This window comes from Streptomyces sp. Z423-1, assembly GCF_013009255.1.
Lineage (GTDB): Bacteria > Actinomycetota > Actinomycetes > Streptomycetales > Streptomycetaceae > Streptomyces > Streptomyces gossypiisoli.
On the sequence record NZ_CP053109.1, the window covers coordinates 5,782,405 to 5,808,852 of the forward strand.

The window sequence follows — 26,448 nt, forward strand, 5'->3', positions numbered from 1 at the left end:
ACGAGCACGTCGGCCAGTACTGCACGCATCCTCGCACCTGCCACTGACAACGCGCCCGCCGCTCCAGGACAAGTGATCTTGATTGGTCGGCTCTGCCCGCAAAAGTGCCTGCCCGGGGCGGCATCGGCGACCGGTTGAGATCGGTCACGCCCGCTTTCGGCAACCTGAAGACCGAGGCGAGCGTCTTTCCTTCGAACCCCGGTCCCTCGCACCACGGCACTACAGTGGGTCGGACCATGCAAGCAAGCAGCAGGGAGCCATGACGTGCGGCCGGTAGGGAGCAAGTACCTCCTTGAGGAGCCGCTGGGACGCGGCGCCACAGGCACCGTCTGGCGAGCCCGCCAGCGGGAGACCGCGGGGGCCGAGGCGGCGGTGCCCGGTCAGCCCGGTGAGACCGTCGCGATCAAGGTCCTCAAGGAGGAGCTGGCGAGCGACCCCGATGTCGTGATGCGGTTCCTGCGGGAGCGGTCCGTCCTGCTCCGGCTCACCCATCCGAACATCGTCCGGGTCCGCGACCTGGTCGTCGAGGGCGACCTGCTGGCCCTCGTCATGGACCTCGTCGACGGCCCCGACCTGCACCGCTACCTGCGCGAGAACGGTCCGTTCACACCCGTCGCCGCCGCCCTGCTCACCGCGCAGATCGCCGACGCGCTGGCCGCCAGCCACGCCGACGGCGTCGTCCACCGCGACCTGAAGCCCGCGAACGTCCTGCTCCAGCAGCACGGCGGCCAGATGCACCCGCTGCTGACCGACTTCGGCATCGCCCGCCTCGCCGACTCACCCGGCCTCACGCGTACCCAGGAATTCGTCGGCACGCCCGCGTACGTAGCGCCGGAGTCCGCCGAGGGCCGCCCGCAGACCTCCGCCGTCGACATCTACGGCGCCGGAATCCTGCTGTACGAGCTGGTCACCGGCCGTCCGCCGTTCTCCGGGGGCTCCGCCCTGGAGGTCCTGCACCAGCACCTGAGCGCCGAGCCGCGCCGCCCCTCCACCGTCCCCGAACCGCTGTGGACGGTCATAGAGCGCTGTCTGCGCAAGAACCCCGAGGAACGGCCCAGCGCCGAGAACCTCGCGCGCGGGCTGCGGGTCGTCGCCGAGGGCATCGGCGTGCACGCGAACTCCGCGCAGATCGCCGCCGCCGAGGGCGTCGCCGCGCTCCTCGCACCCGACCCGGCCCCCGCCCCCGTACCCGGGACGCCCGGCGCGGCCGACCCGACGCAGGTGCTGCCGCACGGCGCCCCCGGGTACGACCCGAACGCGGCGACCAGCGTGCTGCCGCACACCGGCGGCCCGGCCGGTGCCGCCGACCCCACCGCCGTACTGCCGAACACCGGACCCGGTGGTGCCGACCCGACCCAGGTGCTGCCGCAGGGGCAGCAGCCCGAGCAGCCGCACCCCTGGCAGACCCAGCTCCGTGCCGCGCGCGACCGCAACGAGCAGACGCAGGTCCAGTACCTCGACCCCAGCCAGGACCCGCTGCGCCGCCGCCCGCAGCGGCAGGTCGCGCGCCCGCAGCAGCAGCCGGGGCCCCAGCAGCGTCCTCAGCAGGGACCGCCGCAGGGACCGCCGCCGGGGTACGGCTATCCGCCGCAGCAACAGCCGCAGCAGTACGCCCCACAGCGTCAGCAGCCCCAGCAGTACGCCCCGCAGCGCCAGCAGCAGCCCCAGCGGTACGCCCCGCCGCCCACGCCCGAGCCGCAGCGGCCGATGCGGGAGCCACGGCAGCCGCGACAGCGCAACGCCAATCCGATGCGGATCCCGGGGCTGGGCTGTCTGAAGGGATGCCTGTTCACGATCGTCATCCTGTTCGTGGCCGGGTGGCTGATCTGGGAGCTGAGCCCGCTTCAGGAGTGGATCGGCACGGGCAAGGGCTACTGGGAACAGCTCACGGACTGGCTCGGCACGGTGACCGGATGGATCGGGGAGCTGGGCGGGGACTCCGGCGGTTCCGGGGGCACGGGTACGTCCACGCAGTAGCCGGTCCGCAGGAGCGGGTGTGTTGATTTGTCGACACCTGGCGGGTGATTTCCGCCTCCGCGGTGAACGTGGGCTCTCCGGACGCGTAGTTTTAGCGACAACACGCGTCTGTAGGAGCAGTCTTGGCACGGAAGATCGGCAGCCGGTACACCGCGAACCAGATCCTGGGGCGGGGCAGCGCCGGCACGGTGTGGCTGGGCGAGGGCCCCGAGGGACCCGTCGCCATCAAGCTGCTGCGCGAGGATCTCGCATCCGACCAGGAGCTCGTCGGACGCTTCGTGCAGGAGCGGACGGCTCTGCTCGGGCTCGAACACCCGAACATCGTCTCCGTCCGCGACCTGGTCGTGGACGGCAACGACCTCGCCCTCGTCATGGACCTGGTCCGGGGCACCGACCTGCGCACCCGGCTGGACCGGGAGCGGCGGCTGGCGCCCGAGGCGGCGGTCGCGATCGCGGCGGACGTCGCGGAGGGGCTCGCGGCGGCGCATGCGGCGGGCGTGGTGCACCGGGACGTGAAGCCGGAGAACGTCCTGCTGGACATGCAGGGCCCGCTCGGACCGGGCGGCTCGCACCGCGCGCTGCTGACGGACTTCGGCATCGCCAAGCTGATCGACTCCCCGCGCCGCACCCGCGCCACGAAGATCATCGGTACGCCGGACTACCTCGCGCCGGAGATCGTGGAGGGTCTCCCGCCCCGGGCCGCGGTGGACATCTACGCGCTCGCGACGGTGCTCTACGAGCTGCTCGCCGGCTTCACCCCGTTCGGCGGCGGCCACCCCGGCGCCGTGCTGCGCCGCCACGTCACGGAGACGGTCGTCCCCCTCCCCGGTATCCCCGAGGAGCTGTGGCAGCTGCTGGTGCAGTGCCTGGCGAAGGCGCCGGCGTCCCGGCTCAGGGCGTCCGAGCTGGCGACGCGGCTGCGGGAACAGCTTCCGGCACTGCGGGGAATGCCGCCGCTGGACGTGGACGAACCGGACGCGGAGCCGGAGGAACCCTCCGAGACGCCGCCCGCCGGGCAGCCGGAGCCGCCGGCACGGGAACGCCGGGGCGCGGTGCCGCTGGTCCCCGGCGCGAAGCCCGACTCCAACCGCGACACCCATACGTCGATGAGGGTCCCGGCGCCTGACGAGCTGGCGGGGGGTGCGCGGGGGACGGCACGGGCACCCAGGGCCGCGGGAGCCCCCCGCCCCGGCTCCGCCCGGCACCGGGCGACCACTCGACGCCGCCGCCTGATCCGGGCGGCGGCGGCAGTGGCGGTCGCCGCGGCCGCGGGCACCGGCGCCTGGCTGGCCACGTCGGCCGACGGCACGGGCGCGAATCCGCAGGACACGAAAAACACGGCCCCGGCGTCACCCTGACGACTCAGGGAGCCCCGCCCCCTGGACGCCCGGGCCTATACCCATCCACCATCCGTTCACTGTCGGTCAAGAGCCGACCCCCCTCAGCCACCAGCCCAGCCCGCAGCGCGGCCGAGGTCGCTTGCCGCAGCCGTTACGCTGGGAGCGTGGCAGTCGTCGATGTATCCGAAGAGCTCAAGTCCCTCTCCTCGACCATGGAGTCGATCGAGGCCGTCCTGGACCTCGACAGGATGAGGGCAGACATCGCCGTGCTCGAGGAGCAGGCGGCCGCGCCGTCCCTGTGGGACAACCCGGACGAGGCGCAGAAGATCACCAGCAAGCTCTCCCACCTCCAGGCCGAGGTCAGGAAGGCGGAGGCACTGCGCGGGCGGATCGACGATCTCGCGGTGTTGTTCGAGATGGCCGAGGAGGAGGACGACCCGGACACCCGCGCCGAGGCGGAGTCCGAGCTCGCCGCCGTCCGCAAGGCCCTCGACGAGATGGAGGTGCGGACGCTTCTCAGCGGTGAGTACGACGCCCGGGAAGCGCTCGTGAACATCCGCGCCGAGGCCGGTGGCGTCGACGCCGCCGACTTCGCCGAGCGGCTCCAGCGGATGTACCTGCGCTGGGCCGAGCAGCACGGCTACAAGACCGAGGTGTACGAGACGTCGTACGCGGAGGAGGCGGGCATCAAGTCCACCACCTTCGCCGTGCAGGCGCCGTACGCCTACGGCACCCTCTCCGTCGAGCAGGGCACGCACCGCCTGGTGCGCATCTCACCGTTCGACAACCAGGGACGCCGCCAGACCTCCTTCGCCGGCGTCGAGGTCCTGCCCGTCGTCGAGCAGTCCGACCACGTCGACATCGACGAGTCCGATCTGCGCATCGACGTCTACCGGTCCTCCGGGCCCGGCGGCCAGGGCGTCAACACCACCGACTCGGCCGTGCGCATCACGCACCTCCCGACCGGCATCGTGGTCTCCTGCCAGAACGAGCGCTCGCAGATCCAGAACAAGGCCACCGCCATGAACGTCCTCCAGGCCAAGCTGCTGGAGCGGCGCCGCCAGGAGGAGCAGGCCAAGATGGACGCCCTCAAGGGTGACGGCGGCAACTCCTGGGGCAACCAGATGCGTTCGTACGTGCTGCACCCGTACCAGATGGTCAAGGACCTGCGCACCGAGCACGAAGTCGGCAACCCCGAGGCCGTGTTCAACGGTGAGATCGACGGGTTCCTTGAGGCCGGAATTCGCTGGCGCAAGCAGCAGGAGAAGTAACAGAAGCGTTTTGTCGACAAGGCAACTGTCGTCCACCCGGCGGCAGTTGCCTTGTCCATACCTGGATGTCTGGGTTTTACATCACACTCACAGGCTTCAACGCCCGGCAAAGAACCCGTACTTGGACATCGCGTACGCAACGGCCTTGACGTTGCTTTGAAAAATGGGAAGGGTGAAGCGTGGCATGCGTATCTCTGGGGCGCATGTGAACCGGGGGGCTTCACCACAGCTACTCCCGTCGATCACGGCCCCGAGCGCCGCCTCAATGACAATCAGCTACTGGGGGTAGCAAGCACATGACCAACAAGACGCGCATCCGTGTCGCGCGGATCGCGGCCGGCACCGTGATCGCGGCCGGCGCCTCGCTGACCGTCGCGGGTGTGGCTTCCGCCGACGAGACCGACGACTGCAGTGTCCTGAATCTCTGCGTCTCGCCGAGCCCGACGTCCACGGAGACGACGCCGACGGTGCAGCCGACTGCGACGGAGACCGTGCCGTCGACGCCGCCCGAGACCATTATCCCGACGGGCAACCCGACTACCCCGACGGGCAACCCGACCGTCCCCACACTGCAGCCCACTGAGTCGGACAACCCCACTGTGGACCCGTCCGAGTCCTCGGACGACGACACCACCGCACCGGGCGCCGGTGGCGGCGACAACACCGACACCGACGGCGGCTCCGGCCCGTCCACGCAGGAAGAGGGCACCTCGTCCCTCACGGACACCGGTACGGAGGTCCCGGCGGCCGACACCTCCGCCCAGGGCGGCGGCGACGAGCTCGCCGAGACGGGTGCCGCGCAGACCACGTTCCTGCTGATCGGCGCCGCGACGATGATCGCCGGTGGCGTCGCCTTCCGTGTGCTGCCGCGCATGATGGGCGGCCGTGGCGGTGCGGCTGCCTGACGGTAGCCGAGCGTAACCGTCGAAGGGCCCGGAGTGACTGCTCCGGGCCCTTCGACGTAGGTCTGCTCGGCCGTAGGTCTGCTCGGCCGTAGGTCTGCTCGGCCGTAGGTCTGCTCGACGTAGGTCTGCTCGGCGTGGTCTGCGGTCGTTACGCGGTCTGGTGCGCGAGGAGCGCGACCGCCGCGATCAGCACCACCAGCAGGGCGATCAGGGTCATGGGGTTGAGAGCCGCGAGGGGGTTCTCCTGCTGCAGCCGCTCGCGGTTGGCCCGGCACACGGGGCAGCGGCCCTCGGTCACGGGCGCGGCACAGTTTGCGCACACCAGCCGGTCGTACGTCATGTGCTCGCCTCCTTGCACCGGTACCAGTTCATCGGTGACAACGCCTGGGGGAACGCAAACGTTCCCCCTCCACTGTGCCAGGTTCCTCCGGAAAGAGCGCGGGCGCCTACGGAAGGGGGCACCTCACCGGCACAAAAGGGCACAAGCAGCTCACATCCATACCTGTGCCTGCGCTTGCGCACCCGCTTCGCGTATGGTCACGCACATCTACCCCCGGCGACCCGTGGTGCATCCGTGATCCGATTCGACAACGTCTCCAAGGTCTACCCCAAGCAGACCCACCCCGCCCTCAGGGATGTCTCCCTGGAGGTGGAGAAGGGCGAGTTCGTCTTCCTCGTGGGGTCCTCCGGCTCCGGAAAGTCCACCTTCCTGCGGCTGATCCTCCGCGAGGAGCGGGCCAGTCACGGGCAGGTGCACGTTCTGGGCAAGGACCTCGCCCGGCTCTCCAACTGGAAGGTGCCGCACATGCGGCGGCAGTTGGGGACGGTGTTCCAGGACTTCCGGCTGCTGCCGAACAAGACGGTCGGCGAGAACGTCGCGTTCGCGCAGGAGGTCATCGGCAAGTCGCGCGGCGAGATCCGCAAGTCCGTGCCGCAGGTGCTCGAACTCGTCGGGCTCGGCGGCAAGGAGGACCGGATGCCGGGCGAGCTGTCCGGCGGTGAGCAGCAGCGCGTCGCCATCGCGCGGGCGTTCGTCAACCGGCCCAAGCTGCTGATCGCCGACGAGCCGACCGGCAACCTCGACCCGCAGACCTCCGTCGGCATCATGAAGCTGCTCGACCGGATCAACCGGACGGGCACGACCGTGGTGATGGCCACGCACGACCAGAACATCGTGGACCAGATGCGCAAGCGCGTGATCGAGCTGGAGAAGGGCCGCCTCGTCCGCGACCAGGCCCGCGGCGTCTACGGCTACCAGCACTGAGACAGCACCGCAGACCCCTCGCAGACGTCCCCGGAAAGGCTTGAAGCAGACGCCATGCGCGCCCAGTTCGTTCTGTCGGAGATCGGTGTCGGTCTCCGCCGCAATCTGACGATGACCTTCGCGGTCGTCGTCTCCGTCGCCCTGTCCCTGGCCCTGTTCGGCGGTTCGCTGCTGATGAGCGACCAGGTGAACACCATGAAGGGCTACTGGTACGACAAGGTCAACGTCTCGATCTTCCTCTGCAACAAGAGCGACGCCGAGTCCGACCCCAACTGCGCCAAGGGTGCGGTCACCGAGGAGCAGAAGGACCAGGTCCTCACCGACCTCAAGAAGATGTCGGTCGTCGACACGGTGACGTACGAGTCGCAGGACCAGGCGTACAAGCACTACAAGGAGCAGTTCGGCGACTCCCCGCTGGCCGCCTCGCTCACGCCGGACCAGATGCAGGAGTCGTACCGGATCAAGCTGAAGGACCCGGAGAAGTACCAGGTCATCGCGACCGCTTTCAACGGGCGGGACGGCGTGCAGTCCGTGCAGGACCAAAAGGGCATTCTGGACAATCTCTTCGAGCTGCTGAACGGCATGAACTGGGCCGCGCGCGCGGTGATGGCGCTGATGCTGGTGGTGGCGCTGATGCTGATCGTCAACACGGTGCGCGTCTCGGCGTTCAGCCGGCGGCGTGAGACCGGCATCATGCGCCTGGTCGGCGCCTCGGGCTTCTACATCCAGGCGCCGTTCATCATGGAGGCCGCGGTCGCCGGACTCATCGGCGGGACGGTCGCCTGCGGATTCCTGGTGATCGCGCGGTACTTCATCATCGACCACGGACTGGCGTTGTCCGAGAAGCTAAATCTGATCAACTTCATTGGCTGGGACGCCGTACTGACGAAGCTGCCGCTCATCCTCGCGACCAGCCTGCTGATGCCTGCCTTGGCCGCTTTCTTCGCGTTGCGCAAGTACCTGAAGGTGTGACGCATGCCAAGAGGGCCGTACGGTCAACCGCCCGTACGGCCCTTGGCGTTGTCCTAGACTCACCGGCATGTCAGGTCGTGACCTGTTCTGTCAGCCCCGCCGCTTCGGCCGCGGGGCCGCCCTGACCTTGGTGTTCGCGAGCGTGCTCGTCGCCGGTGCCGCGACCGGCTCGCTGCCGGGGGGCGAGCGCGGACCCACGCCCGGTACGACGCCCTCCACGGCCCCCGTCGGCAGTCACCAGGACGTCGCCCGTGCCGCCGCCGAGGCCATGGCCGAGGGCACGTCACCCATCGAGGCCGCGCAGCGCGCCGTCAGCCGCAGCGGCAACCGCTGGGACGCGGTCTACTCCGAGGGCGAGTACGAGGAGTTCCAGGAGGCCCTCGACGGCGAGTACACCGGCGTCGGCCTGGCCGCCCGCCGCGAGCGGGACGGACGTATCGAGGTGACGAAGGTGACCGCCGGTTCGCCCGCCGCCGAGGCCGGGATCCGCCCCGGGGACCGGCTGCGCAGCGTCGATGGCCGGCAGGTCGCCGGGCGTCCGGTCACCGAGGTGGTCTCCTTACTGCGCGGCGACGCCACCGACGCGGCCGCCGGTACGACCGTCCGCCTGGGTCTGGAGCGCGGCACGCGCACGTGGACCGAGACCTTGCGCCGGGCCCGCCTGTCCACCGACTCCGTGACCGTGCGCGCACTCGCCGACGGCGCCACCGTGATCAGGATCGTCGCCTTCACCAAGGGCTCCGGCGAGATCGTCCGCGATGCCGTACGGCAGGCCCCGGCCACCTCCGGGATCATCCTCGACCTGCGCGGCAACTCCGGCGGCCTGGTGACCGAGGCCGTCACCGCCGCCTCCGCCTTCCTCGACGGCGGCCTGGTCGCCACCTACGACGTCGACGGCGAGCAGCTCGCCCTGCACGCCGAGCCCGGCGGCGACACCGCGAGGCCTCTGGTCGCACTCGTCGACGGCGGCACGATGAGCGCGGCCGAGCTGCTCACCGGTGCCCTGCAGGACCGCGGCCGCGCGGTCGTCGTGGGCTCCCGCACCTTCGGCAAGGGCTCGGTCCAGATGCCCAGCCGGCTGCCCGACGGCTCCGTCGCCGAGCTCACCGTCGGCCACTACCGCACCCCCTCCGGCCGCGGTGTCGACGGCCACGGCATCACCCCCGACCTGGAGGCCGACGAGCAGGCCCTGCGGCGGGCCGAGACCATCCTCGGCGGCCTCGGCCAGTAGCGCGCCGGGTCGATAAACGGCTTCCCGCACACCCCCTGCGTAGTGCGAAAATGGTCGGCACTATGGCTAAGGAAAAAGGGCGCAAGCTGATCGCGCAGAACAAGAAGGCGCGGCACGACTACCACATCCTCGACACCTACGAGGCCGGTCTGGTCCTCACGGGCACCGAGGTGAAGTCACTGCGCCAGGGCCGGGCCTCGCTGGTCGACGGCTTCGTCCAGCTGGACGGGCACGAGGCGTGGCTGTACAACGTGCACGTGCCGGAGTACAGCCAGGGCACCTGGACCAACCACAGCGCCCGGCGCAAGCGCAAGCTGCTCCTGCACCGCGTGGAGATCGACAAGCTGGAGTCCAAGTCGGGAGAGACGGGTCACACCATCGTGCCGCTCGCCCTGTACTTCAAGGACGGCCGGGCCAAGGTCGAGATCGCGCTGGCCAGGGGTAAGAAGGAGTACGACAAGCGGCAGACGCTGCGCGAGAAGCAGGACCGGCGCGAGGCGGAGCGGGCGATGTCGGCGGTGCGGCGCAAGCAGCGGGCGTAACCCTGCGGTCGCCGGGAATACGCTGGCATGTGGCTGCGTTGATCCCGTACGATGGCATCAACACCGGTCACGGTCGGTGTGCGCATTGAAAAATCCACATGGGGATGATCGGTTTCGACAGCGGCTGTCGAAGCAGGGGAAGCGTGTCGAGGAAGCGGCCATGATCTCGTAAACCACAGGCCGAAAAAAATAATCGCCAACACCAAGCGCGATTCCTTCGCCCTCGCTGCCTAAGTAGCGACTTGCGAAGTGTCAGCCCGGGGCTGTTCCCGACCCGGATCCTGGCATCAGCTAGGGAACTAAACCTTGATCCCGGTCACGGGGTGAAGAGGGAAACCAAACAGTGACTGAGCCCGTCGGAGACTTGTCCGCGTGATCTCCGGGGCCGAGAAAAGCACAGCGGACTGCACACGGAGAAGCCCTGGTTCCGCACCGTTGGACGCGGGTTCGATTCCCGCCATCTCCACGATCTGCACGATCTCCATGTGACGACGGCCCGGTGGTTCGACCACCGGGCCGTCGTTGTGTTTTCCGCCCACCGGGCCCTCCCGCTCAAGCCGCAGTGAGCCGCTGCGCCGTCAGGCGTTACGCGGTGCCGTGCTGGTCCGTACCGTCAGGCGGGGCGCGAGCAGGGTTGCCTCCGGTGCAGGGGTGCGGTCCAGCTTGCGCATCAGGAGTTCCACCGCCCGCGTACCGATCTCCCCGGCCGGCAGGTCGACGGACGTGACCGGTACGCGGACGGACGCGGCGAGTTCGTCGGGGCAGATGGCGGTGACGGAGAGGTCGCCGGGCACGCGCAGGCCGAGCTGTTCGAAGGCGTCGATCAGGGGTTCCAGGAGGGGTTCGTTGTGGACGACCACCCCGGTCAACGCGGGCTGCTCGCGCAGGAGCCGCTCGGCGACCCGGCGCGCGGCGGCGGGCGCCGACTCGCAGGGGTGGACGGCGGAGGCCAGCCGGTGCCGGTCGGCCGCGGCCGTGAAGCCCTGGACCACCCGCTGGGCGAACGCCGTCTGCCGCACGTACACCTCCGGCGGCGAGCCGACCAGCGCCACCACCCGGTGCCCCAGCCCCGCCAGATGCTCCACGCACGCCTCGCCGGCCGCCTTGAAGTCCAGGTCGATGCAGGTCAGCCCGCTCGGCGCGGCCGGGAAGCCGATCATGACGGACGGGCGGTCCAGGGAGCGCAGCAACGGCAGCCGGGGGTCGTGGAGCTGGACGTCCATCAGGATCAGCGCGTCCACCAGCGCGGTGTCCGCGACCCTGCTCAGCCCCTCCTCGCCCTCCTCCTGGGTGAGCAGCAGCACGTCGTGGTCGTGACGGCGTGCCGTGGTGACCACCGACACCGCGAACCGCATCACCACCGGAACGTGAATGCCCGCCCGTAACGGCACCACCAGCGCCAGGACGTTCGACTTGCTGCTCGCGAGGGCGCGGGCGCCGGCGTGCGGGCGGTAGCCGAGGGCGCGGATGGAGGCCTCGACCCGGCGCCGGGTCTCCTCCGAGATCGGGCGTTTGCCGCTGATCGCGTAGGAGACCGTGCTGGGGGAGACCCCCGCGTGCCGTGCCACGTCCGTGATCTTGACCATCAGTCCAGCTCCAGGGAGAGAAATCCGGTGCCTGCCGTCGCCCGCGCCATCCGCTCCCCGGCGGCCAGCGCCCACGGCGCCGACGGGTCGCTGCAAGAGGCCCGGAGCACGTCCCCCTCGCGTACGACGGTGAAGGTCACGTCCCCGACGGCCACCCTCACCTGCGCGCCCCGCCCCAGCCCGTACGCCCGCAGGGTCACCCCCTCGGCGTGCGGATAGTCGGGCCGGTCGTCCACCGCGCCCACCGGGATCACCGCCCCCGGCCGCACCAGCAGGGGCACGCTCAGGAAATCGTGCCGCTCCCGCACCCACCGCGGCCCGGTCACCGTCTCCCCGCTCAGGAAATGCGTCCACGTCCCCTCGGGCACGTAGTACGTCACGTCCCCCTCGTCGCTGAACACCGGCGCCACCAGCAGATCCGGCCCGAGCATGTACTGCCGGTCCAGGAACGCGCACCCCGGATCCTCCGGGAACTCCAGCACCATCGCCCGCATCACCGGCACCCCCTCGGTGTGGGCGGCGCGCGCGGCCTCGTAGAGATAGGGCATGAGGCGGAGCTTCAGCCGGGTGAAGTGCCGGGCCACGTCCACCGACTCCTCGTCGAACAGCCACGGCACCCGGTAGGAGGAACTGCCGTGCAGCCTGCTGTGCGAGGACAGCAGACCGAAGGCCAGCCACCGCTTGAACAGGGCCGGTGTCGGTGTGCCCTCGAAGCCGCCGATGTCATGGCTCCAGTACCCGAACCCGGACAGCCCCAGCGACAGCCCGCCGCGCAGCGACTCCGCCATCGCCTCGTACGTCGACTCGCAGTCCCCGCCCCAGTGCACGGGGAACTGCTGGCTGCCCGTGGTCGCCGACCGGGCGAAGACGACGGCCTCCTCCTCGCCGCGGTGCTCGCGCAGCACGTCGAAGACGGTGCGGTTGTACAGGTACGTGTAGTAGTTGTGCATCCGCTCCGGGTCGGAGCCGTCGGACCAGGCCACGTCCACCGGGACCCGCTCGCCGAAGTCGGTCTTGAAGCAGTCCACGCCCTGCGCGAGCAGCGCCCGCAGCTTGGAGGCGTACCACTCGCGGGCCGCCGGGCTGGTGAAGTCGACCAAGGCCATGCCGGGCTGCCACAGGTCCCACTGCCACACGCTCCCGTCCGGCCGCCGCAGCAGATGCCCGAGCGCCCTGCCCTCCGCGAACAGCGGGGAACGCTGGGCGATGTACGGGTTGATCCAGACGCAGACCCGCAGGCCTCTTTCCCGAAGCCGCTTCAGCATGCCCGGCGGATCCGGGAACACCCTCGGGTCCCACTGGAAGTCGCACCAGTGGAATTCGCGCATCCAGAAACAGTCGAAGTGGAAGACGGACAGCGGGATCTCACGCGCCCGCATGCCCTCGATGAACGAGGTGACCGTCTCCTCGTCGTAGGAGGTGGTGAACGACGTCGACAGCCACAGGCCGAACGACCAGGCGGGCGGAAGGGCCGGGCGGCCGGTGAGGGCGGTGTACTTGCGGAGGATCTCCTTGGGGGTGGGGCCGTGGACGACGTAGTACGTCAACTGCTGCGCCGCCACGCTGAACTGTACCCGCGAGACGGTCTCCGAGCCGACCTCGAAGGACACCTTGCCCGGGTGGTCGACGAAGACGCCGTAGCCCGCGTCCGTCAGATAGAAGGGGACGTTCTTGTAGGCCTGCTCCGTCGCCGTGCCGCCGTCGGCGTTCCAGATGTCGACGACCTGGCCGTTCTTGACCAGCGGGCCGAAGCGTTCGCCGAGGCCGTAGACCTGGGTGCCGACGCCGAGGCCGAGCTGTTCGCGCAGATAGTGGGCGCCGGTGGCGTCCCGCATGATGCCGATGCCCTTGGGGCCGCTGGTGGTGAGGGTGCGGCCGTGGGCGAGGAAGTCGACGTGCCAGGGGCCGGTGCGGGCGATGCGGACGGACAGGTCGCCGGAGGTCAGGACCGCGTGGTCGTCGTCGTACGACACCTGCGGTGTGAAGGGCTCCCTCGTCACCTCGAACTCGGGGCCCCGCGGCTGCTCGCCCTCGAAGTGCGTGAGCGTGACGCCGATGACGTCCGGCATCGGAGCGTGCGCGGTGATGGTCACGACCGGTCCCTTCAGCAGGTCGCCGCGGTGGCGGACGGGCTGGGTCGGCGCGTGGATCTCCAGCGTGCCGTCGGTGGCGGTGACGTCGAGGACCTGGACCGGGTGCGCCGCGGTGACGCCCTCGCGGAGCAGCCAGTAGCCGTCGGTGAACTTCAAGCCCGGACCCCTTACTCGACAGGTTGGCGGTTGTCGAACCTGGTTCGATGCGGGACGTCGAAGCGCTTCGACGGATGAAGATAAGTGCGGCCCGTGAGGGCGTCAATCGGTCGGGTTAGCTTTCAGTGAAGCGGTTCGACAGCCCGTACAGCCCGTACAGCCCGTACGGACCCGACGGCGATCAGCAGCGCCGCCCCCGCCGCCGCGACCGGCACCCCATACCCCGCCGCCACCGACCCGTGCTCCACCGTCCAGCCGCCGAGTGCGCTGCCGCCCGCGATCCCGCCGAGGAGGGCGGTCACGGCGAGGGTCATGCCCTCGTTGAGGCGGTCGGCGGGGGTGCGGTGCTGGACGAGCGCCATGCCGGTGACCATCGTCGGGGCGGTCGCCATACCGGCGAGGAAGAGGGCGGGGGCGAGGGCGAGGAGGGAGGAGGTGGCGGTGGCGGCGAGGAGGGGGAGGGTCAGCAGGGCGGCCATGGCGGCTATGCACCAGGGAAGGCGGCGGGCGGCCGGTGTCGTGAGTCTCAGCGTGCCGAAGAGCAGACCGGCCGCGCAGGAGCCCGCCGCCTGCAGGCCGAGCAGCACGCCCGCCGCCGTGCGGTGGCCCTGTGCGTCCGCGAACGCGATCGTCACCACCTCCGTCGCGCCGAACACCGCGCCGGTGGCCAGGAAGGCGGCGAGCAGCGACGGCATGCCGGGGGAGCGCAGCGGCGAGCGGGCCTTCGTGCGGGGCGCGACAGGGGGTTCCGTGGTGCGCTGGGCGGTGAACAGGAGCATGCCGGTGAGCAGCAGGACGCCCCCGACCAGCGTGCCCGCCTCCGGGAAGAGCGTCCCGCAGAGGAAGGCCGCGAGCACCGGGCCCAGCATGAAGCACAGCTCGTCGGCGGCCTGCTCGAAGGAGTTGGCGGTGTGCAGGGCGTCGGCGTCGCCCTTGAGGAGGTGGGCCCAGCGGGCACGGGACATGCCACCGATGTTGGGGGTGGTGGCGGTGGCGGCGTACGCGGCGAAGAGGGTCCAGTCGGGGGCGTCGTAGTGCAGGCAGAGGATCAGGGCCAGGCCGCCCAGCGCGGCGAACAGGGTGGCGGGGACGGCGACGCGGGCCTGGCCGTGGCGGTCGATGAGGCGGGCGACCCAGGGGGCGACCAGCGCGGTCGCGGCGAGGCCGGTCGCGGTGACCGCACCGGCGAGGGCGTACGAGCCGCGGTAACCGGCGATCATCAGGACCGCGCTCACGCTGAACATGCCCATGGGAAGGCGGGCGATGAGGTTTCCGAGCGTGAAGGCCCGGGTGCCGGGGTGGGTGAACAGGCGGCGGTAAGGGCTGGGTTGGAGCCCAGTGGCGGATTGCGGCATGCGGCAACCGTCACCCGTGGCTGATCAAGGGGTCCAACACCTTCTCGGTGCCGATTCACGCACTCCCGTTGTAAGTTCCCGCCATGCCCGCTCCCGCCCACCACCTCGACCCCCGTCTCCTGCGCGCCTTCGTCACGGTCGCCGAGGAACTGCACTTCACCCGCGCCGCGACCCGGCTGTACGTCGCCCAGCAGGCGCTGAGCAGGGATGTACGGCGGCTGGAGCGGGAGTTGGGCACCGAGCTGTTCGTCCGGACGACCCGGCAGGTGACGTTGACGGCGGACGGGGAGCGGCTGGTGCCGTACGCGCGCCGGATGCTCGCGGCGCAGGAGGCGCTGCTCGCGGCCTTCGGGCAGGTCAGGCCCCTGCTCGTCGACCTGAACTCCCCCGGTCTCGGCACCCCGCGCCGGGTGCTGCACCGCGCCCGCGCACTCGCCCCCGAGTACGAGCTGATGGCCCGCTACGAGAGCGGGCTGACCGGAGCGGCCGGGGAACTGCTGGCGGGGCGGATCGACGCGTCGTTCGGACGGTTCGCGGGACTGGATCCGGCGCTGCGCCGGCAGTTGGCACACCAGCCCGTCCGATACGAGCCGATGGCGATCGTGCTGCCGGAGGACCATCGGCTGGCGGCGCTGGAGGAGGTGCCGCTGGCCGCGCTGGCGGGGGAGACGGTGTACGCGGGGGCCGGGAATCCGCGGACGCCGGAGTGGACCGATCTCGCCCGGCGGCTCTTCGAGGGACGGGGGATCGAGATCGCGGCCCCCCTGCCGCCGGCGGTGGGGGACGAGGAGTTCCAGCGCGTGATGGCCAAGACGCGGTGTCCGGTCCTCGCCGTGGTGGACTTCCCGGCCATGCCCGGGTCGGTACGGCGACGGCTGGTGGACCCCGTTCCGTTGTCGCCGGTGTCGCTGGTGTGGCGGAAGGGGCTGGTGCATCCGGCGCTGGATGCGTTGCGGCGGGCGGCGGGGGAGCTCGGGCGGGAGGAGGGGTGGTCGCGGGTGCCGGACGGGGGATGGATGCCGGACGCGGACAGGCTCGCGTGCGGCGACTGAGGTACCGGCGAACCGACTGGGGCAGGCGAACCGACTGAGCTGACGGCGAACCGACTGAGGCACCGGCGGCTCCGGACCTCGCGGTCCGTGGCAGACTGCCCCGGTCGCGCACGTGAACCAGTGTGATCGGGGGATTCCGGTGAGTAAGCGCCAGGTGCGGAAGATGATGCGGCTGATGGCCGGCGGGGGACCCGTCGAGCTCACCAGTTCCATGGCGTCCGTGAAGAAGCTCGCGCGGCTCGCCTTCTTCGCTCAGCAGTTCGGGTACGAGTACGTCGACGTACGGCAGGCCGGGTCGCGGAACAACGCCCTGGTGATGCTGATCATGCCCGACCCCAGCCCCGTCGCACGGACGCGGGCCGCGCAGAACTGGGCGCAGTATCCGAACGCCGGTGACGGCGTCTCCCTGCCGCCCGTCGTCCCCAACGCCCTGGAGCTGCTCAAGGCCCGGATCAACTTCGACCTCACCGGCCGGCACTCCGAGAAGCAGCGGCTGGTGTACGCGGCGATCGCCGTCACCGTCGGCAGCCTGGTGGTCGGGCTGAGGATCGGCGGCGACAGCCGCTTCCTGGTCGCCGGGATCATGTGGGGCACGTGCCTGAGTCTGATCGCTGTCGGCTTCACCGTGGGACGTCGGCGCAACGCCAAGTACGCCGCCCGCCTCCAGGCCGCCGGGTTCACGCCGGTGACGGACGAGACCGGGCGGCTGCGGTATCTGCCGCCGGGTGCGCGGACGCCGGGGAATCCGTTCGCGAGCGGGCCGTACGGCGAGCCGGACCTCTCAGCCCGCCCCGACCCGGGGTGAGAGCAAAGTTCCTTTCCGGTCACCCACCGCCACAGACCGGAAACGCGCCCTCCCTACCTTCGGGACTCAGCCACTGAAGAGCTGCACCACCGAGCCCGGAGCACCGTGGAGGCGTCATGACAGCCCCGAGTACAGCCCCCGCACCCAGCAGGGGAGGCCGCTGGATCGAGCACTGGGATCCGGAGAACGAGACCTTCTGGAAGGAGACCGGGGAGAAGGTCGCCCGCCGCAACCTGATCTTCTCCGTGCTCTCCGAGCACATCGGTTTCTCCGTCTGGACCCTGTGGTCGGTCATGGTGCTGTTCATGGGCCCGGAGTACGGTCTCACCCCGGCCGACAAGTTCGTCCTGGTGTCGATGGCCACGCTGGTCGGCGCGATCGTCCGCGTTCCCTACACCTTCGCCGTCGCGATCTTCGGCGGACGGAACTGGACGATCATCTCGGCGAGCCTGCTCCTCGTCCCCACCATCGCCGCCTTCGTCGTCATGGAGCCGGGGACCTCGTACACCACCTTCCTGATCTGCGCGATGCTCACCGGCATCGGCGGCGGCAACTTCGCCTCCTCCATGACCAACATCAACGCCTTCTACCCGCTGCGGAAGAAGGGCTGGGCGCTCGGCCTGAACGCGGGCGGCGGCAACATCGGCGTGCCGGTGATGCAGCTCGTCGGGCTGGCCGTGATCGGTGCGAGCGGTGGGCCGCGCGTGCTGCTCGGGATCTACATCCCGCTGATCGTCGTCGCCGCGGTGCTCGCCGCGATGTACATGGACAACATCGCGTCCCTCAAGAACGACTCCGGCGCCGCCAAGGAGGCCGTGCGGGCCGGCCACACCTGGATCATGTCCTTCCTCTACATCGGCACCTTCGGCTCGTTCATCGGCTACAGCTTCGCCTTCGGCCTGGTGCTCCAGACCCAGTTCGGGCGTACGCCGCTGCAGGCCGCGTACGTCACCTTCATCGGCCCGCTGCTGGGCTCGCTGATCCGGCCGGTGGGCGGCGCGCTCGCCGACAAGTACGGCGGCGCGAAGATCACGCTGTGGAACTACGTCGCCATGGCCGCCGCCACCGGCGTGATCACCCTGGCGAGCATGCGGGAGTCGCTGCCGCTGTTCACGGTCGCCTTCATCGCGCTGTTCGTGCTGAGCGGCATCGGCAACGGGTCGACGTACAAGATGATCCCCGGCATCTTCCAGAACAAGGCCCTGGCCATGGGCCTCGAAGGGGAGGCGGCCGCGGCCTACGGACGGCGGCTGTCCGGGGCGTCCATGGGGCTGATCGGCGCGGTGGGCGCGCTCGGCGGGCTCGGGATCAACCTGGCCTTCCGGCAGTCGTTCCTGAGCGTGGGCTCCGGCACCGGCGCGTTCGTCGCCTTCCTCGCCTTCTACGGCCTCTGCTTCGCGGTCACCTGGGCCGTATACCTTCGCCGCCCGGCCGGCCAGGTTCCGGCCACCCAGGCCACCACCGAGGCGAAGCCGCAGCTCAGCTACGCCGAGGTGTGACGTAACACCGACGACATCAAGCCGAACCGAGCCTGTCACGCGCCGTTGACAGGCTCGGTCGCATGTAGGTGCACACGACTCGAGTGCGGGACGAGAGTTAGCTATGTACGAGCAACAGCGACGGCCGGAACAAGCAGGGCAAGGGGCGGAGCACGGGCCCCTCGCCGGGTTCACCGTGGGCGTGACGGCGGCGCGCCGGGCCGATGAACTCGGGGCGCTGCTCGGGCGGCGCGGTGCTGCCGTGCTGCACGCGCCCGCCCTGCGGATCGTGCCGCTCGCCGACGACAGCGAGCTGCTGGCCGCCACCAAGGAGCTGCTCGACCGGGTGCCGGACGTGGTCGTGGCGACGACCGCGATCGGTTTCCGGGGGTGGATCGAGGCCGCCGACGGCTGGGGGCTCGGGGAGGCGCTGCTCGAAGGGCTGCGGGATGTGGAGCTGCTCGCCCGTGGGCCGAAGGTGAAGGGCGCGATCCGGGCCGCGGGGCTGAACGAGGACTGGTCGCCGTCCTCCGAATCCATGGCCGAGGTGCTGGACCGGCTGCTGGAGGAGGGCGTCGACGGGCGGCGCATCGCCGTACAGCTGCACGGTGAGCCGCTGCCCGGGTTCGTGGAGTCGCTCAAGGCGGGCGGGGCCGAGGTCGTCGGCGTGCCCGTCTACCGGTGGATGCCGCCGGAGGACCTCTCGCCCGTCGACCGGCTGCTGGACGCCACCGTCTCGCGCGGCGTCGACGCGCTCACCTTCACCAGCGCGCCCGCCGCCGCGTCGCTGCTGTCCCGGGCCGAGGAGCGGGGGCTGCTGGCGGAGCTGCTCGCCGCCCTCAACCACGATGTGCTGCCGGCCTGCGTCGGCCCGGTCACCGCGCTGCCGTTGCAGGCCCGCGGCATCGACACCGTCCAGCCCGAACGCTTCCGGCTCGGCCCCCTCGTCCAGCTCCTCTGCCAGGAACTGCCCGCCCGGGCCCGCTCGTTGCCCCTCGCCGGGCACCTGGTGGAGATCCGCGGCCACGCGGTCCTCGTGGACGGCGCACTCAAACCCGTACCGCCCGCAGGCATGTCCCTGCTGCGCGCCCTGTCACGCCGCCCCGGCTGGGTGGTCCCCCGCTCCGAACTCCTCCGCGCCCTCCCCGGCGCGGGCCGCGACGAGCACGCGGTGGAAACAGCGATGGCCCGCCTGCGCACGGCCCTTGGGGCGCCGAAGCTGATCCAGACGGTCGTCAAACGCGGTTACCGCCTGGCCCTGGACCCGGCAGCGGACGCGAAGTACGCGGACGTCTGAGATCGGCGCGGCGGCGTGGGCGGCGGGGGCATGCCTGCGGGTTCGGCGCGGCTACGGCCGCCAAGCACGCCGACGGCTGCCGGGCGAGCGAGGGCGCCGCACCGGGGGCGGGGCGCCCCACCTCGCGCCGTCGCCGTGGGCAGCTGCGAGGGCGGCGGAGCCGTGGATCGTACGGCGCCGCGAGACCCGGACACCGAGCTCGCGGCCGCCCGCGAGGCCGTGGCACGGGCGCGGGCCCCAGCGGCGACTGCCGCGCCGCCCGGTACGCGGCCTTCCGGTCGCCGATCAGGGCGTGCACTGTGAGAGGGAACGGTTCCGACAACTTCCTCAAGACCTCGGAACACCCACTCCGGTGACCCCAAGGCGGTGGCGCGCAATGGCACTGGGTACGGCCCCTGCCCCCTACGAGCTGCGGTTCGACGCCGGGCGGGTCTGTCTGGACCTGCTCGCGACCACCCACCCCACGGAACGGCTCGGCACCGTCGAGGTGTTGCGGGCCTGGATCACCGGCTCGGGGCTCGTCCCGCCGGGCACCCCGCTCGCGCACGCCGACGGCTCCTGGCTGGTGGCGGTACGCGAAGTGCGCGGGCACGTCGGACAGTTGGTGCACGGCAGGCTGACGCCCCCGACACCGTCGTACGATCGCGCCCTCGCCCGCGTCAACGAGCTCGCCCGCACCGCACCCCCGGCGCCCCGCGCCCGGCGCGGTCAGGACGGCACGCTCGTGCGGGAGTTGGACCGGCCCCCGGAGTGCGCCGCGCTGCTCGGCGCGATCGCGCGGGACGCCGTGGAGTTGCTCACCGATCCCGTCGCGCGGGCGAGCCTGCGGCAGTGCGCGGGGGACAACTGCCCCATCGTGTACGTCGACACCTCCCGGGGGCGGCGCAGGCGCTGGTGTTCCAGTGAGGTGTGCGGAAACCGGGAGCGGGTGGCCCGGCACCGACGGCGTGCGGCACTCTCCCGGGCCTGACGGTCCGTTATGCGGCTTGTGCGATACCGCCGTTCCCCCGCTTCCGAAGTGATTTAGGCAACACGCCGTTTCAGTCCCCGAGTCCCGTTTCGCCGTGACGACCTCGCCGATGTGGCAGAAATGTGAAGATGACGCGCGGGAATTGCGTACCCATGTCCCTCTCGTCACGTCACCCCGAAGAAATCTGTCGCCTCGCTTTGAACACTCAACGCCCGTTGTCCGTACCCCGTGTCGAGCGACCGACTGGGGGAACCCCCGGACACCGGAGGTGGGCGTGCGCAAGGATGCGGCCGTGGCCAATGAACGTGGAACGAGGGCCCGACATCGCATGTCCTCACAGCCCTCGGAACCTGACGAGGAGCTGATGCGTGCCCTGTACCGGGAGCATGCGGGGCCCCTCCTCGCGTATGTCCTGCGCCTGGTCGCCGGAGACCGGCAGCGTGCCGAGGACGTCGTGCAGGAGACGCTCATCCGTGCCTGGAAGAACGCCGGTCAGCTCAACCGAGCGACCGGATCGGTACGCCCCTGGCTGGTGACGGTCGCCCGGCGCATCGTCATCGACGGCCACCGCAGCCGGCAGGCCCGGCCGCAGGAGGTCGACCCGTCGCCGCTGGAGGTCATCCCCGCGGAGGACGAGATCGACAAGGCGCTGTGGCTGATGACGCTGTCGGACGCGCTCGACGACCTGACCCCGGCCCACCGGGAGGTGCTCGTCGAGACGTACTTCAAGGGGCGTACCGTCAATGAGGCGGCAGAGACTCTGGGCATACCGAGTGGCACTGTGCGTTCCCGGGTGTTCTACGCCCTGCGTTCGATGAAGCTGGCACTGGAGGAGCGGGGGGTGACGGCGTGATGAACACATACGGGGGGTACGGAGCGGGGGGTCCGGGTATGTCTGGCCCCATGCAGGGATCAACGGGCCCGAACGAACACGAGACCGTCGGCGCCTACGCCCTCGGAATCCTCGACGACGCCGAGGCAACCGCTTTCGAGGCCCATCTCGCGACCTGCGAGTGGTGCGCCCAGCAGCTCGACGAGCTCGCCGGGATGGAACCGATGCTGGCCGCGCTCGCCGACCTCCCCGGCACCGGCACGCCCTCGATCGGCGAGTCGCTGTCCGCCAAGCCGAGCCCGCGGCTGGCGGAGAAGCTGGTCGACGAGGTCGCCGAACGCCGCGCCCAGAAGCGCCGCCGCAGCATGTACATGGTCGCGGCCGCGGCCGCGCTGATCGTCGGCGGCCCGCTGGTCTCCGTCGCGGCGACCGGCGGCGAGGACTCCGGCGGCGGCAACCGCCCGCTGCAGGCGGCCAGCCCGGCCCAGGAGGCCTTCAAGAGCATGCCCGACCGGGTCACGGCGACCGACCCCGAGACCGAGGTCAGCGCCACCGTGGCCATGCAGGAGAAGGTTTGGGGCACCGACGCGGTCCTGGAGCTGAAGAACGTCAAGGGCCCCGAGAAGTGCTCGCTGATCGCCGTGGGCAAGAACGGCGAGCGGGAGACGCTCAGCAACTGGTCCGTGCCGAACTGGGGCTACGGCGTGCCGAACGCCACCACGGAGCAGGGCAAGAACCCGCTCTACATCCAGGGCGGCGCCGCCTTCTCCCCGAACGAGATCGACCACTTCGAGGTCATGACCTTCGACGGGGAGCTGCTGGTGGAGATCGACGCGTAAGCGAGCGGTGACGACACGAGCCTCGGGTCCTTCGGGTAACGGACCCGAGGCTCACGCGTAGCCTTCAGGGGTCCCCTTCGCGTACGGTGGACGGCTGCCCAGCACGTCAGAAGGGGGCCCGGTGGCCGCACAGGCTCAACAGGAAACCGCGCTCGACCCCGCCCAGGACTCCGTACGCGACCGAGAGATCGGCGTGGAGCAGGAGCACCTGGACCGGGTGTACAGCCGCCTGGAGGAGAAGATCCACGAGGCGGAGTTCCTCATGCGCGACGCGGCCCAGCGCGGTCAGGTCGGCACACCCGGCGCGCTCGCCGAGCGCGACGCGCAGGTCTTCCGGGCGGGCGTCCACCTGAGCCGGCTGAACAACGAGTTCGAGGACTTCCTCTTCGGCCGTATCGACCTGCTGCGCGGCAAGGACGGCAAGAAGGGCCCGGACGGCGCCTACACCGCCGTGGAGCCGGCGGAAGGGGCGGTGCGGCCGGACAACACGGCCGACATCGCCGAGACCCTGCACATCGGCCGCATCGGTGTGCTGGACGAGGACTACACGCCCCTCGTCATCGACTGGCGGGCCCCCGCGGCCGCCCCCTTCTACCGTTCCACGCCGGTCGATCCCGGCCGGGTGGTCCGCCGCCGGGTCATCCGCTCCAAGGGCCGCCGTGTCCTCGGCGTCGAGGACGACCTGATGCGCCCCGAGCTGAAGGCCTTCCTCGACGGCCACGAGCTGCCCGTGATCGGCGACGGCGCCCTGATGGCCGCCCTCGGCCAGGCCCGCAGCCACACCATGCGGGACATCGTCGCCTCCATCCAGGCCGAGCAGGACCTGGTCATCCGCGCCCCCGCCGCCTCCGTCACCTACGTCGAGGGCGGCCCCGGCACCGGCAAGACCGCCGTCGCCCTGCACCGGGCGGCGTACCTGCTCTACCAGGACCGGCGCCGGTACGCGGGCGGCATCCTGATCGTCTCGCCGACCCCGCTGCTGGTGGCGTACACCGAGGGTGTGCTGCCCTCGCTCGGCGAGGAGGGCCAGGTCGCCATCCGGGCGATCGGCTCGCTGGTCGACGGCGCCGAGGCCACGCTGTACGACGCCCCGTCCGTGGCCCGCGCCAAGGGCTCGTACCGGATGCTCAAGGTGCTGCGGAAGGCCGCTCGCGGAGCGCTGGAGCTGAACGATTCACCACAGCGTCTGCGGGTCGTGGCCTTCGGCCGGCGTCTCGAACTCCAGGCCGAGGAGCTGGAGCGGATCCGGCGCACCGCGCTGGGCGGCACGGCACCGGTCAACCTGCTGCGCCCGCGGGCCCGCAAGCTGCTGCTGGACGCCCTGTGGGAGCGGTCCGGCGCGGCCGGGCGGCACGCGGACCCGGAGCTGGCCGCCGAGCTGCGCTCGTCGTTCGACGAGGACATCACCTCCGAGGACGACTTCATCGCGTTCCTCGACGCCTGGTGGCCGGAGCTGACCCCGCGGGCGGTCCTGGCGGCCATGGCCGACGAGCGGCGGCTCGGCCGCTGGGCCCGGCGGATCCTGAACCCGGGCGAGGTGCGCAAGGTCGCCCGCTCGCTGAAGCGGGACGGCCTCACCGTGCACGACATCGCCATGCTCGACGAGCTCCAGGCGGTCCTCGGCACCCCCGCCCGCCCGAGGAAGAGGCGCGAGCTCGACCCGCTCGACCAGCTCACCGGCCTGGAGGAGCTGATGCCGGTGCGCGAGGAGTCGCAGCGGGAGCGGGCCGAGCGGCTGGCGCAGGAGCGCGTCGAGTACGCGCACGTCATCGTGGACGAGGCGCAGGACCTCACGCCGATGCAGTGGCGCATGGTCGGCCGCCGCGGCCGGCACGCCACCTGGACGATCGTCGGCGACCCGGCCCAGTCGTCCTGGTCCGACCCGGACGAGGCGGCCGAGGCCCGCGACGAGGCCCTCGGCACGCGTCCGCGGCGCCGCTTCCGCCTCACCGTGAACTACCGCAACCCGGCCGAGATCGCGGAGCTGGCGTCGAAGGTGCTGGCCCTGGCCATGCCCGGCTCCGAGTCCCCGTCGGCGGTGCGCTCCACCGGCGTCGAGCCGCGCTTCACTGTTCTGCGGGAGTCCCTGGGACAGACCGTGCGCGAGGAGGCGGCGCGGCTGCTCGACCGCGTGGACGGCACGGTCGGCGTCGTCGTGGCCATGAACCGGCGCGAGGAGGCCCGCCGCTGGCTGGCCGGGCTCGGCGACCGGGTGGTGGCGCTCGGCAGCCTGGAGGCCAAGGGCCTGGAGTACGACGCGACGGTCGTCGTCTCACCCGCGGAGATCGCCGACGAGTCGCCCGCCGGGCTGCGTGTTTTGTACGTCGCACTGACCCGGGCCACCCAGCAGCTGACCATCGTCTCCGGGGAGCGGGACGAGCCGGACGGGGCCGGGGTGCCGGATCTGCTGCGGGACTGACCTCCGGTACGGGAATGGCCTTACGGGATCGGTTTGTTAGCCTGGGTGTGGCACCGGCCCGATCCAAGCCCCCGGGCCCAACCTTCGTCGCTTCGAGCGACCACTTGCCGCGAGGCGAGCATGGCGGGTCGGTGTCACTGAACGAGTGAGAGGCCCACGTCCTGATGTGACGTGGGCCTCTTGTCATGTGACGTGGGCCTCTTTGCACGCCTGATCGTCTCTCGTATGGTGGAAGAAGTTTTCCGTCCGCCTGTGAACTCAATGAGCGCAATCCAGGTCGGCTACCGCGTACTCAGCGGTAGGTGCGACGATCGGACGGCATAAATCGGCGACACCGTGAAAGCAGAGGAAGTCGGCCATGGCAACGGCGCCCAGCGTCTCCTACTCGATGACCATCCGGTTGGAGGTGCCCGCGAGCGGAACCGCCGTCTCGCAGCTCACCACCGCGGTGGAATCCTCCGGAGGCTCGGTGACCGGCCTCGACGTGACCGCGTCCGGACACGAGAAGCTCCGGATCGACGTCACGATCGCGGCCACCTCGACCGCGCACGCCGACCAGATCGTCCAGCAGCTGCGCGGCATCGAGGGCGTCACGCTGGGCAAGGTCTCGGACCGTACGTTCCTGATGCACCTCGGAGGCAAGATCGAGATGGCGTCGAAGCACCCCATCCGCAACCGTGACGACCTCTCCATGGTCTACACGCCGGGTGTGGCCCGGGTCTGCATGGCCATCGCCGAGAACCCCGAGGACGCCCGCCGCCTCACCATCAAGCGCAACTCCGTTGCGGTCGTGACGGACGGCTCCGCCGTGCTGGGCCTCGGCAACATCGGCCCGAAGGCCGCGCTGCCCGTGATGGAGGGCAAGGCGGCCCTGTTCAAGCGGTTCGCCGGTATCGACGCCTGGCCGATCTGCCTGGACACCCAGGACACCGACGCGATCGTCGAGATCGTCAAGGCGATCGCCCCGGGCTTCGCCGGCATCAACCTGGAGGACATCTCCGCCCCCCGCTGCTTCGAGATCGAGGCACGGCTGCGCGAGGCCCTCGACATCCCCGTCTTCCACGACGACCAGCACGGCACCGCGATCGTGGTGCTGGCCGCGCTGACCAACGCACTTCGCGTGGCCAGCAAGGGAATTGAGGACATCCGCGTCGTCATGTCGGGCGCGGGCGCGGCCGGTACGGCGATCCTGAAGCTGCTCCTGGCCGCCGGTGTGAAGCACGCCGTCGTCGCCGACATCCACGGTGTCGTGCACGCCGGCCGCAAGGACCTGGTCGACGCCGCCACGGACTCGCCGCTGCGCTGGATCGCCGACAACACCAACCCCGAGGGCATCACGGGCACGCTCAAGGAGGCCGTGCGCGGCGCGGACGTCTTCATCGGCGTCTCCGCACCCAACGTCCTCGACGGCGACGACGTGGCCGCCATGGCCGACGACGCGATCGTGTTCGCGCTCGCGAATCCCGACCCCGAGGTCGAACCGGCAATCGCCCGCCAGACGGCGGCAGTTGTGGCCACCGGCCGCTCCGACTTCCCGAACCAGATCAACAACGTGCTGGTGTTCCCGGGCGTCTTCCGCGGTCTGCTGGACGCGCAGTCCCGTACCGTCAACACGGAGATGATGCTCGCGGCCGCGAAGGCGCTGGCGGACGTCGTCACCGAGGACGAGCTGAACCCCAACTACATCATCCCGAGCGTGTTCAACGACAAGGTCGCGGGCGCGGTCGCGGGTGCGGTGCGGGAGGCCGCGAAGGCGGTCGGGGCGGCGCAGGACAACTCGTCCGGCCTCTGATCTCGACGGCCGGGCTGTGATCCGCACCGGGGATCTCTGTGAGGATCACCACGGCCGCGCTGATCACCGGCGCGTCGCGCAACCTCGTACCCTTGGCCGCCATCTAGGGTGGGCGGCCGGACAGACCCCGCGTCTGCGGCATGATCGGCCGGACAGGTCCTAGTCAGTGGCGCTTTTCGTGTGACTCCCAAGGGTGTTCTCACGACTCCTGCGGGTGCCGGATTGGCATTCCCGCCGCAGGTGGGGGCAGGATGCGTCCCTGGGCGCGAGCG

Annotated in this window: 20 protein-coding genes, 1 other RNA gene and 1 pseudogene; 18 read left to right on the forward strand and 4 right to left on the reverse strand. The window is 70.7% G+C overall.

All coding sequences use genetic code 11. The annotated features are described in order from the left end of the window. The first annotated feature begins 264 nt into the window (after positions 1 to 264). The 4 genes from HJD23_RS25870 (at position 265) to HJD23_RS25885 (ending at position 5,493) form a co-directional block, all read left to right on the forward strand. On the forward strand, positions 265 to 1,977 hold the full coding sequence (locus HJD23_RS25870; protein WP_171114160.1) for a serine/threonine-protein kinase: 1,713 nt from the start codon (positions 265 to 267) through the stop codon (positions 1,975 to 1,977). Positions 1,978 to 2,099: 122 nt separating this feature from the next. Beyond that, on the forward strand, positions 2,100 to 3,335 hold the full coding sequence (locus tag HJD23_RS25875; protein ID WP_171134079.1) for a serine/threonine-protein kinase: 1,236 nt from the start codon (positions 2,100 to 2,102) through the stop codon (positions 3,333 to 3,335). 146 nt (positions 3,336 to 3,481) lie between these two features. Next, the gene (gene prfB / locus HJD23_RS25880) at positions 3,482 to 4,588 is read left to right on the forward strand and encodes a peptide chain release factor 2 (protein WP_171118764.1); all 1,107 of its coding nucleotides are present in this window, start codon (positions 3,482 to 3,484) and stop codon (positions 4,586 to 4,588) included. 296 nt (positions 4,589 to 4,884) lie between these two features. Continuing rightward, a complete protein-coding gene (locus HJD23_RS25885; protein WP_171114159.1) occupies positions 4,885 to 5,493 on the forward strand; it encodes a hypothetical protein in 609 nt (202 codons plus the stop codon). A 148-nt stretch (positions 5,494 to 5,641) separates the two neighbouring features. On the opposite strand, the gene HJD23_RS25890 is transcribed toward HJD23_RS25885, so the two are convergent. After that, positions 5,642 to 5,833, reverse strand: a complete 192-nt coding sequence (locus HJD23_RS25890) for a hypothetical protein (protein ID WP_171114158.1) — start codon at positions 5,831 to 5,833, stop codon at positions 5,642 to 5,644. A gap of 234 nt (positions 5,834 to 6,067) precedes the next feature. Here HJD23_RS25890 and ftsE point away from each other — a divergent pair, with 234 nt between their 5' ends. From ftsE to ssrA, 5 genes are all read left to right on the forward strand, one after another. Then, the gene (gene ftsE, locus HJD23_RS25895; RefSeq protein ID WP_171114157.1) at positions 6,068 to 6,757 is read left to right on the forward strand and encodes a cell division ATP-binding protein FtsE; all 690 of its coding nucleotides are present in this window, start codon (positions 6,068 to 6,070) and stop codon (positions 6,755 to 6,757) included. Positions 6,758 to 6,811: 54 nt separating this feature from the next. After that, positions 6,812 to 7,729 carry a permease-like cell division protein FtsX gene (ftsX, locus tag HJD23_RS25900; RefSeq protein ID WP_171114156.1) on the forward strand — a complete coding sequence of 306 codons (918 nt, stop codon included), beginning with the start codon at positions 6,812 to 6,814 and terminating at the stop codon, positions 7,727 to 7,729. A gap of 67 nt (positions 7,730 to 7,796) precedes the next feature. Then, a complete protein-coding gene (locus HJD23_RS25905; RefSeq protein ID WP_171114155.1) occupies positions 7,797 to 8,960 on the forward strand; it encodes a S41 family peptidase in 1,164 nt (387 codons plus the stop codon). 62 nt (positions 8,961 to 9,022) lie between these two features. Beyond that, positions 9,023 to 9,502 (forward strand): SsrA-binding protein SmpB, encoded by a 480-nt coding sequence (gene smpB / locus HJD23_RS25910; RefSeq protein WP_171114154.1) that lies wholly within the window; start codon positions 9,023 to 9,025, stop codon positions 9,500 to 9,502. A gap of 100 nt (positions 9,503 to 9,602) precedes the next feature. Continuing rightward, positions 9,603 to 9,971: a transfer-messenger RNA gene (ssrA, locus tag HJD23_RS25915) on the forward strand. A 109-nt stretch (positions 9,972 to 10,080) separates the two neighbouring features. On the opposite strand, the gene HJD23_RS25920 is transcribed toward ssrA, so the two are convergent. From HJD23_RS25920 to HJD23_RS25930, 3 genes are all read right to left on the reverse strand, one after another. Next, positions 10,081 to 11,088, reverse strand: coding sequence for a LacI family DNA-binding transcriptional regulator (locus HJD23_RS25920; protein ID WP_171114153.1), 1,008 nt, complete (start codon positions 11,086 to 11,088; stop codon positions 10,081 to 10,083). Continuing rightward, the gene (yicI, locus tag HJD23_RS25925) at positions 11,088 to 13,337 is read right to left on the reverse strand and encodes an alpha-xylosidase (protein ID WP_171114152.1); all 2,250 of its coding nucleotides are present in this window, start codon (positions 13,335 to 13,337) and stop codon (positions 11,088 to 11,090) included. Before yicI ends, HJD23_RS25920 begins: the two co-directional genes overlap by 1 nt. 122 nt (positions 13,338 to 13,459) lie before the next feature. Beyond that, positions 13,460 to 14,692 carry an MFS transporter gene (locus HJD23_RS25930; RefSeq protein WP_171114151.1) on the reverse strand — a complete coding sequence of 411 codons (1,233 nt, stop codon included), beginning with the start codon at positions 14,690 to 14,692 and terminating at the stop codon, positions 13,460 to 13,462. A gap of 83 nt (positions 14,693 to 14,775) precedes the next feature. Here HJD23_RS25930 and HJD23_RS25935 point away from each other — a divergent pair, with 83 nt between their 5' ends. The 9 genes and pseudogenes from HJD23_RS25935 to HJD23_RS25975 all read left to right on the forward strand — a co-directional run bounded on the left by HJD23_RS25935 (position 14,776) and on the right by HJD23_RS25975 (position 26,176). Further along, positions 14,776 to 15,744 (forward strand): LysR family transcriptional regulator, encoded by a 969-nt coding sequence (locus HJD23_RS25935; protein ID WP_171114150.1) that lies wholly within the window; start codon positions 14,776 to 14,778, stop codon positions 15,742 to 15,744. A 139-nt stretch (positions 15,745 to 15,883) separates the two neighbouring features. Then, a pseudogene (locus tag HJD23_RS25940) lies at positions 15,884 to 16,513 on the forward strand (hypothetical protein); the annotation flags it as partial. Positions 16,514 to 16,665: 152 nt separating this feature from the next. Then, a complete protein-coding gene (locus HJD23_RS25945) occupies positions 16,666 to 18,048 on the forward strand; it encodes a nitrate/nitrite transporter (RefSeq protein WP_171114149.1) in 1,383 nt (460 codons plus the stop codon). Between the two features lie 103 nt (positions 18,049 to 18,151). Continuing rightward, positions 18,152 to 19,324, forward strand: a complete 1,173-nt coding sequence (locus HJD23_RS25950) for a uroporphyrinogen-III synthase (protein ID WP_171114148.1) — start codon at positions 18,152 to 18,154, stop codon at positions 19,322 to 19,324. Between the two features lie 376 nt (positions 19,325 to 19,700). Beyond that, positions 19,701 to 20,294 (forward strand): CGNR zinc finger domain-containing protein, encoded by a 594-nt coding sequence (locus tag HJD23_RS25955; protein WP_171114147.1) that lies wholly within the window; start codon positions 19,701 to 19,703, stop codon positions 20,292 to 20,294. Between the two features lie 268 nt (positions 20,295 to 20,562). Then, positions 20,563 to 21,147: a sigma-70 family RNA polymerase sigma factor gene (locus HJD23_RS25960; RefSeq protein ID WP_079071569.1), complete on the forward strand. Its 585-nt coding sequence runs from the start codon at positions 20,563 to 20,565 to the stop codon at positions 21,145 to 21,147. A 50-nt stretch (positions 21,148 to 21,197) separates the two neighbouring features. After that, positions 21,198 to 21,965, forward strand: coding sequence for a zf-HC2 domain-containing protein (locus HJD23_RS25965; RefSeq protein WP_171114146.1), 768 nt, complete (start codon positions 21,198 to 21,200; stop codon positions 21,963 to 21,965). Positions 21,966 to 22,086: 121 nt separating this feature from the next. Beyond that, on the forward strand, positions 22,087 to 24,384 hold the full coding sequence (locus HJD23_RS25970; protein WP_171114145.1) for a UvrD-helicase domain-containing protein: 2,298 nt from the start codon (positions 22,087 to 22,089) through the stop codon (positions 24,382 to 24,384). Between the two features lie 358 nt (positions 24,385 to 24,742). Then, positions 24,743 to 26,176, forward strand: a complete 1,434-nt coding sequence (locus tag HJD23_RS25975) for an NAD-dependent malic enzyme (protein WP_171114144.1) — start codon at positions 24,743 to 24,745, stop codon at positions 26,174 to 26,176. Positions 26,177 to 26,448 lie beyond the last annotated feature (272 nt).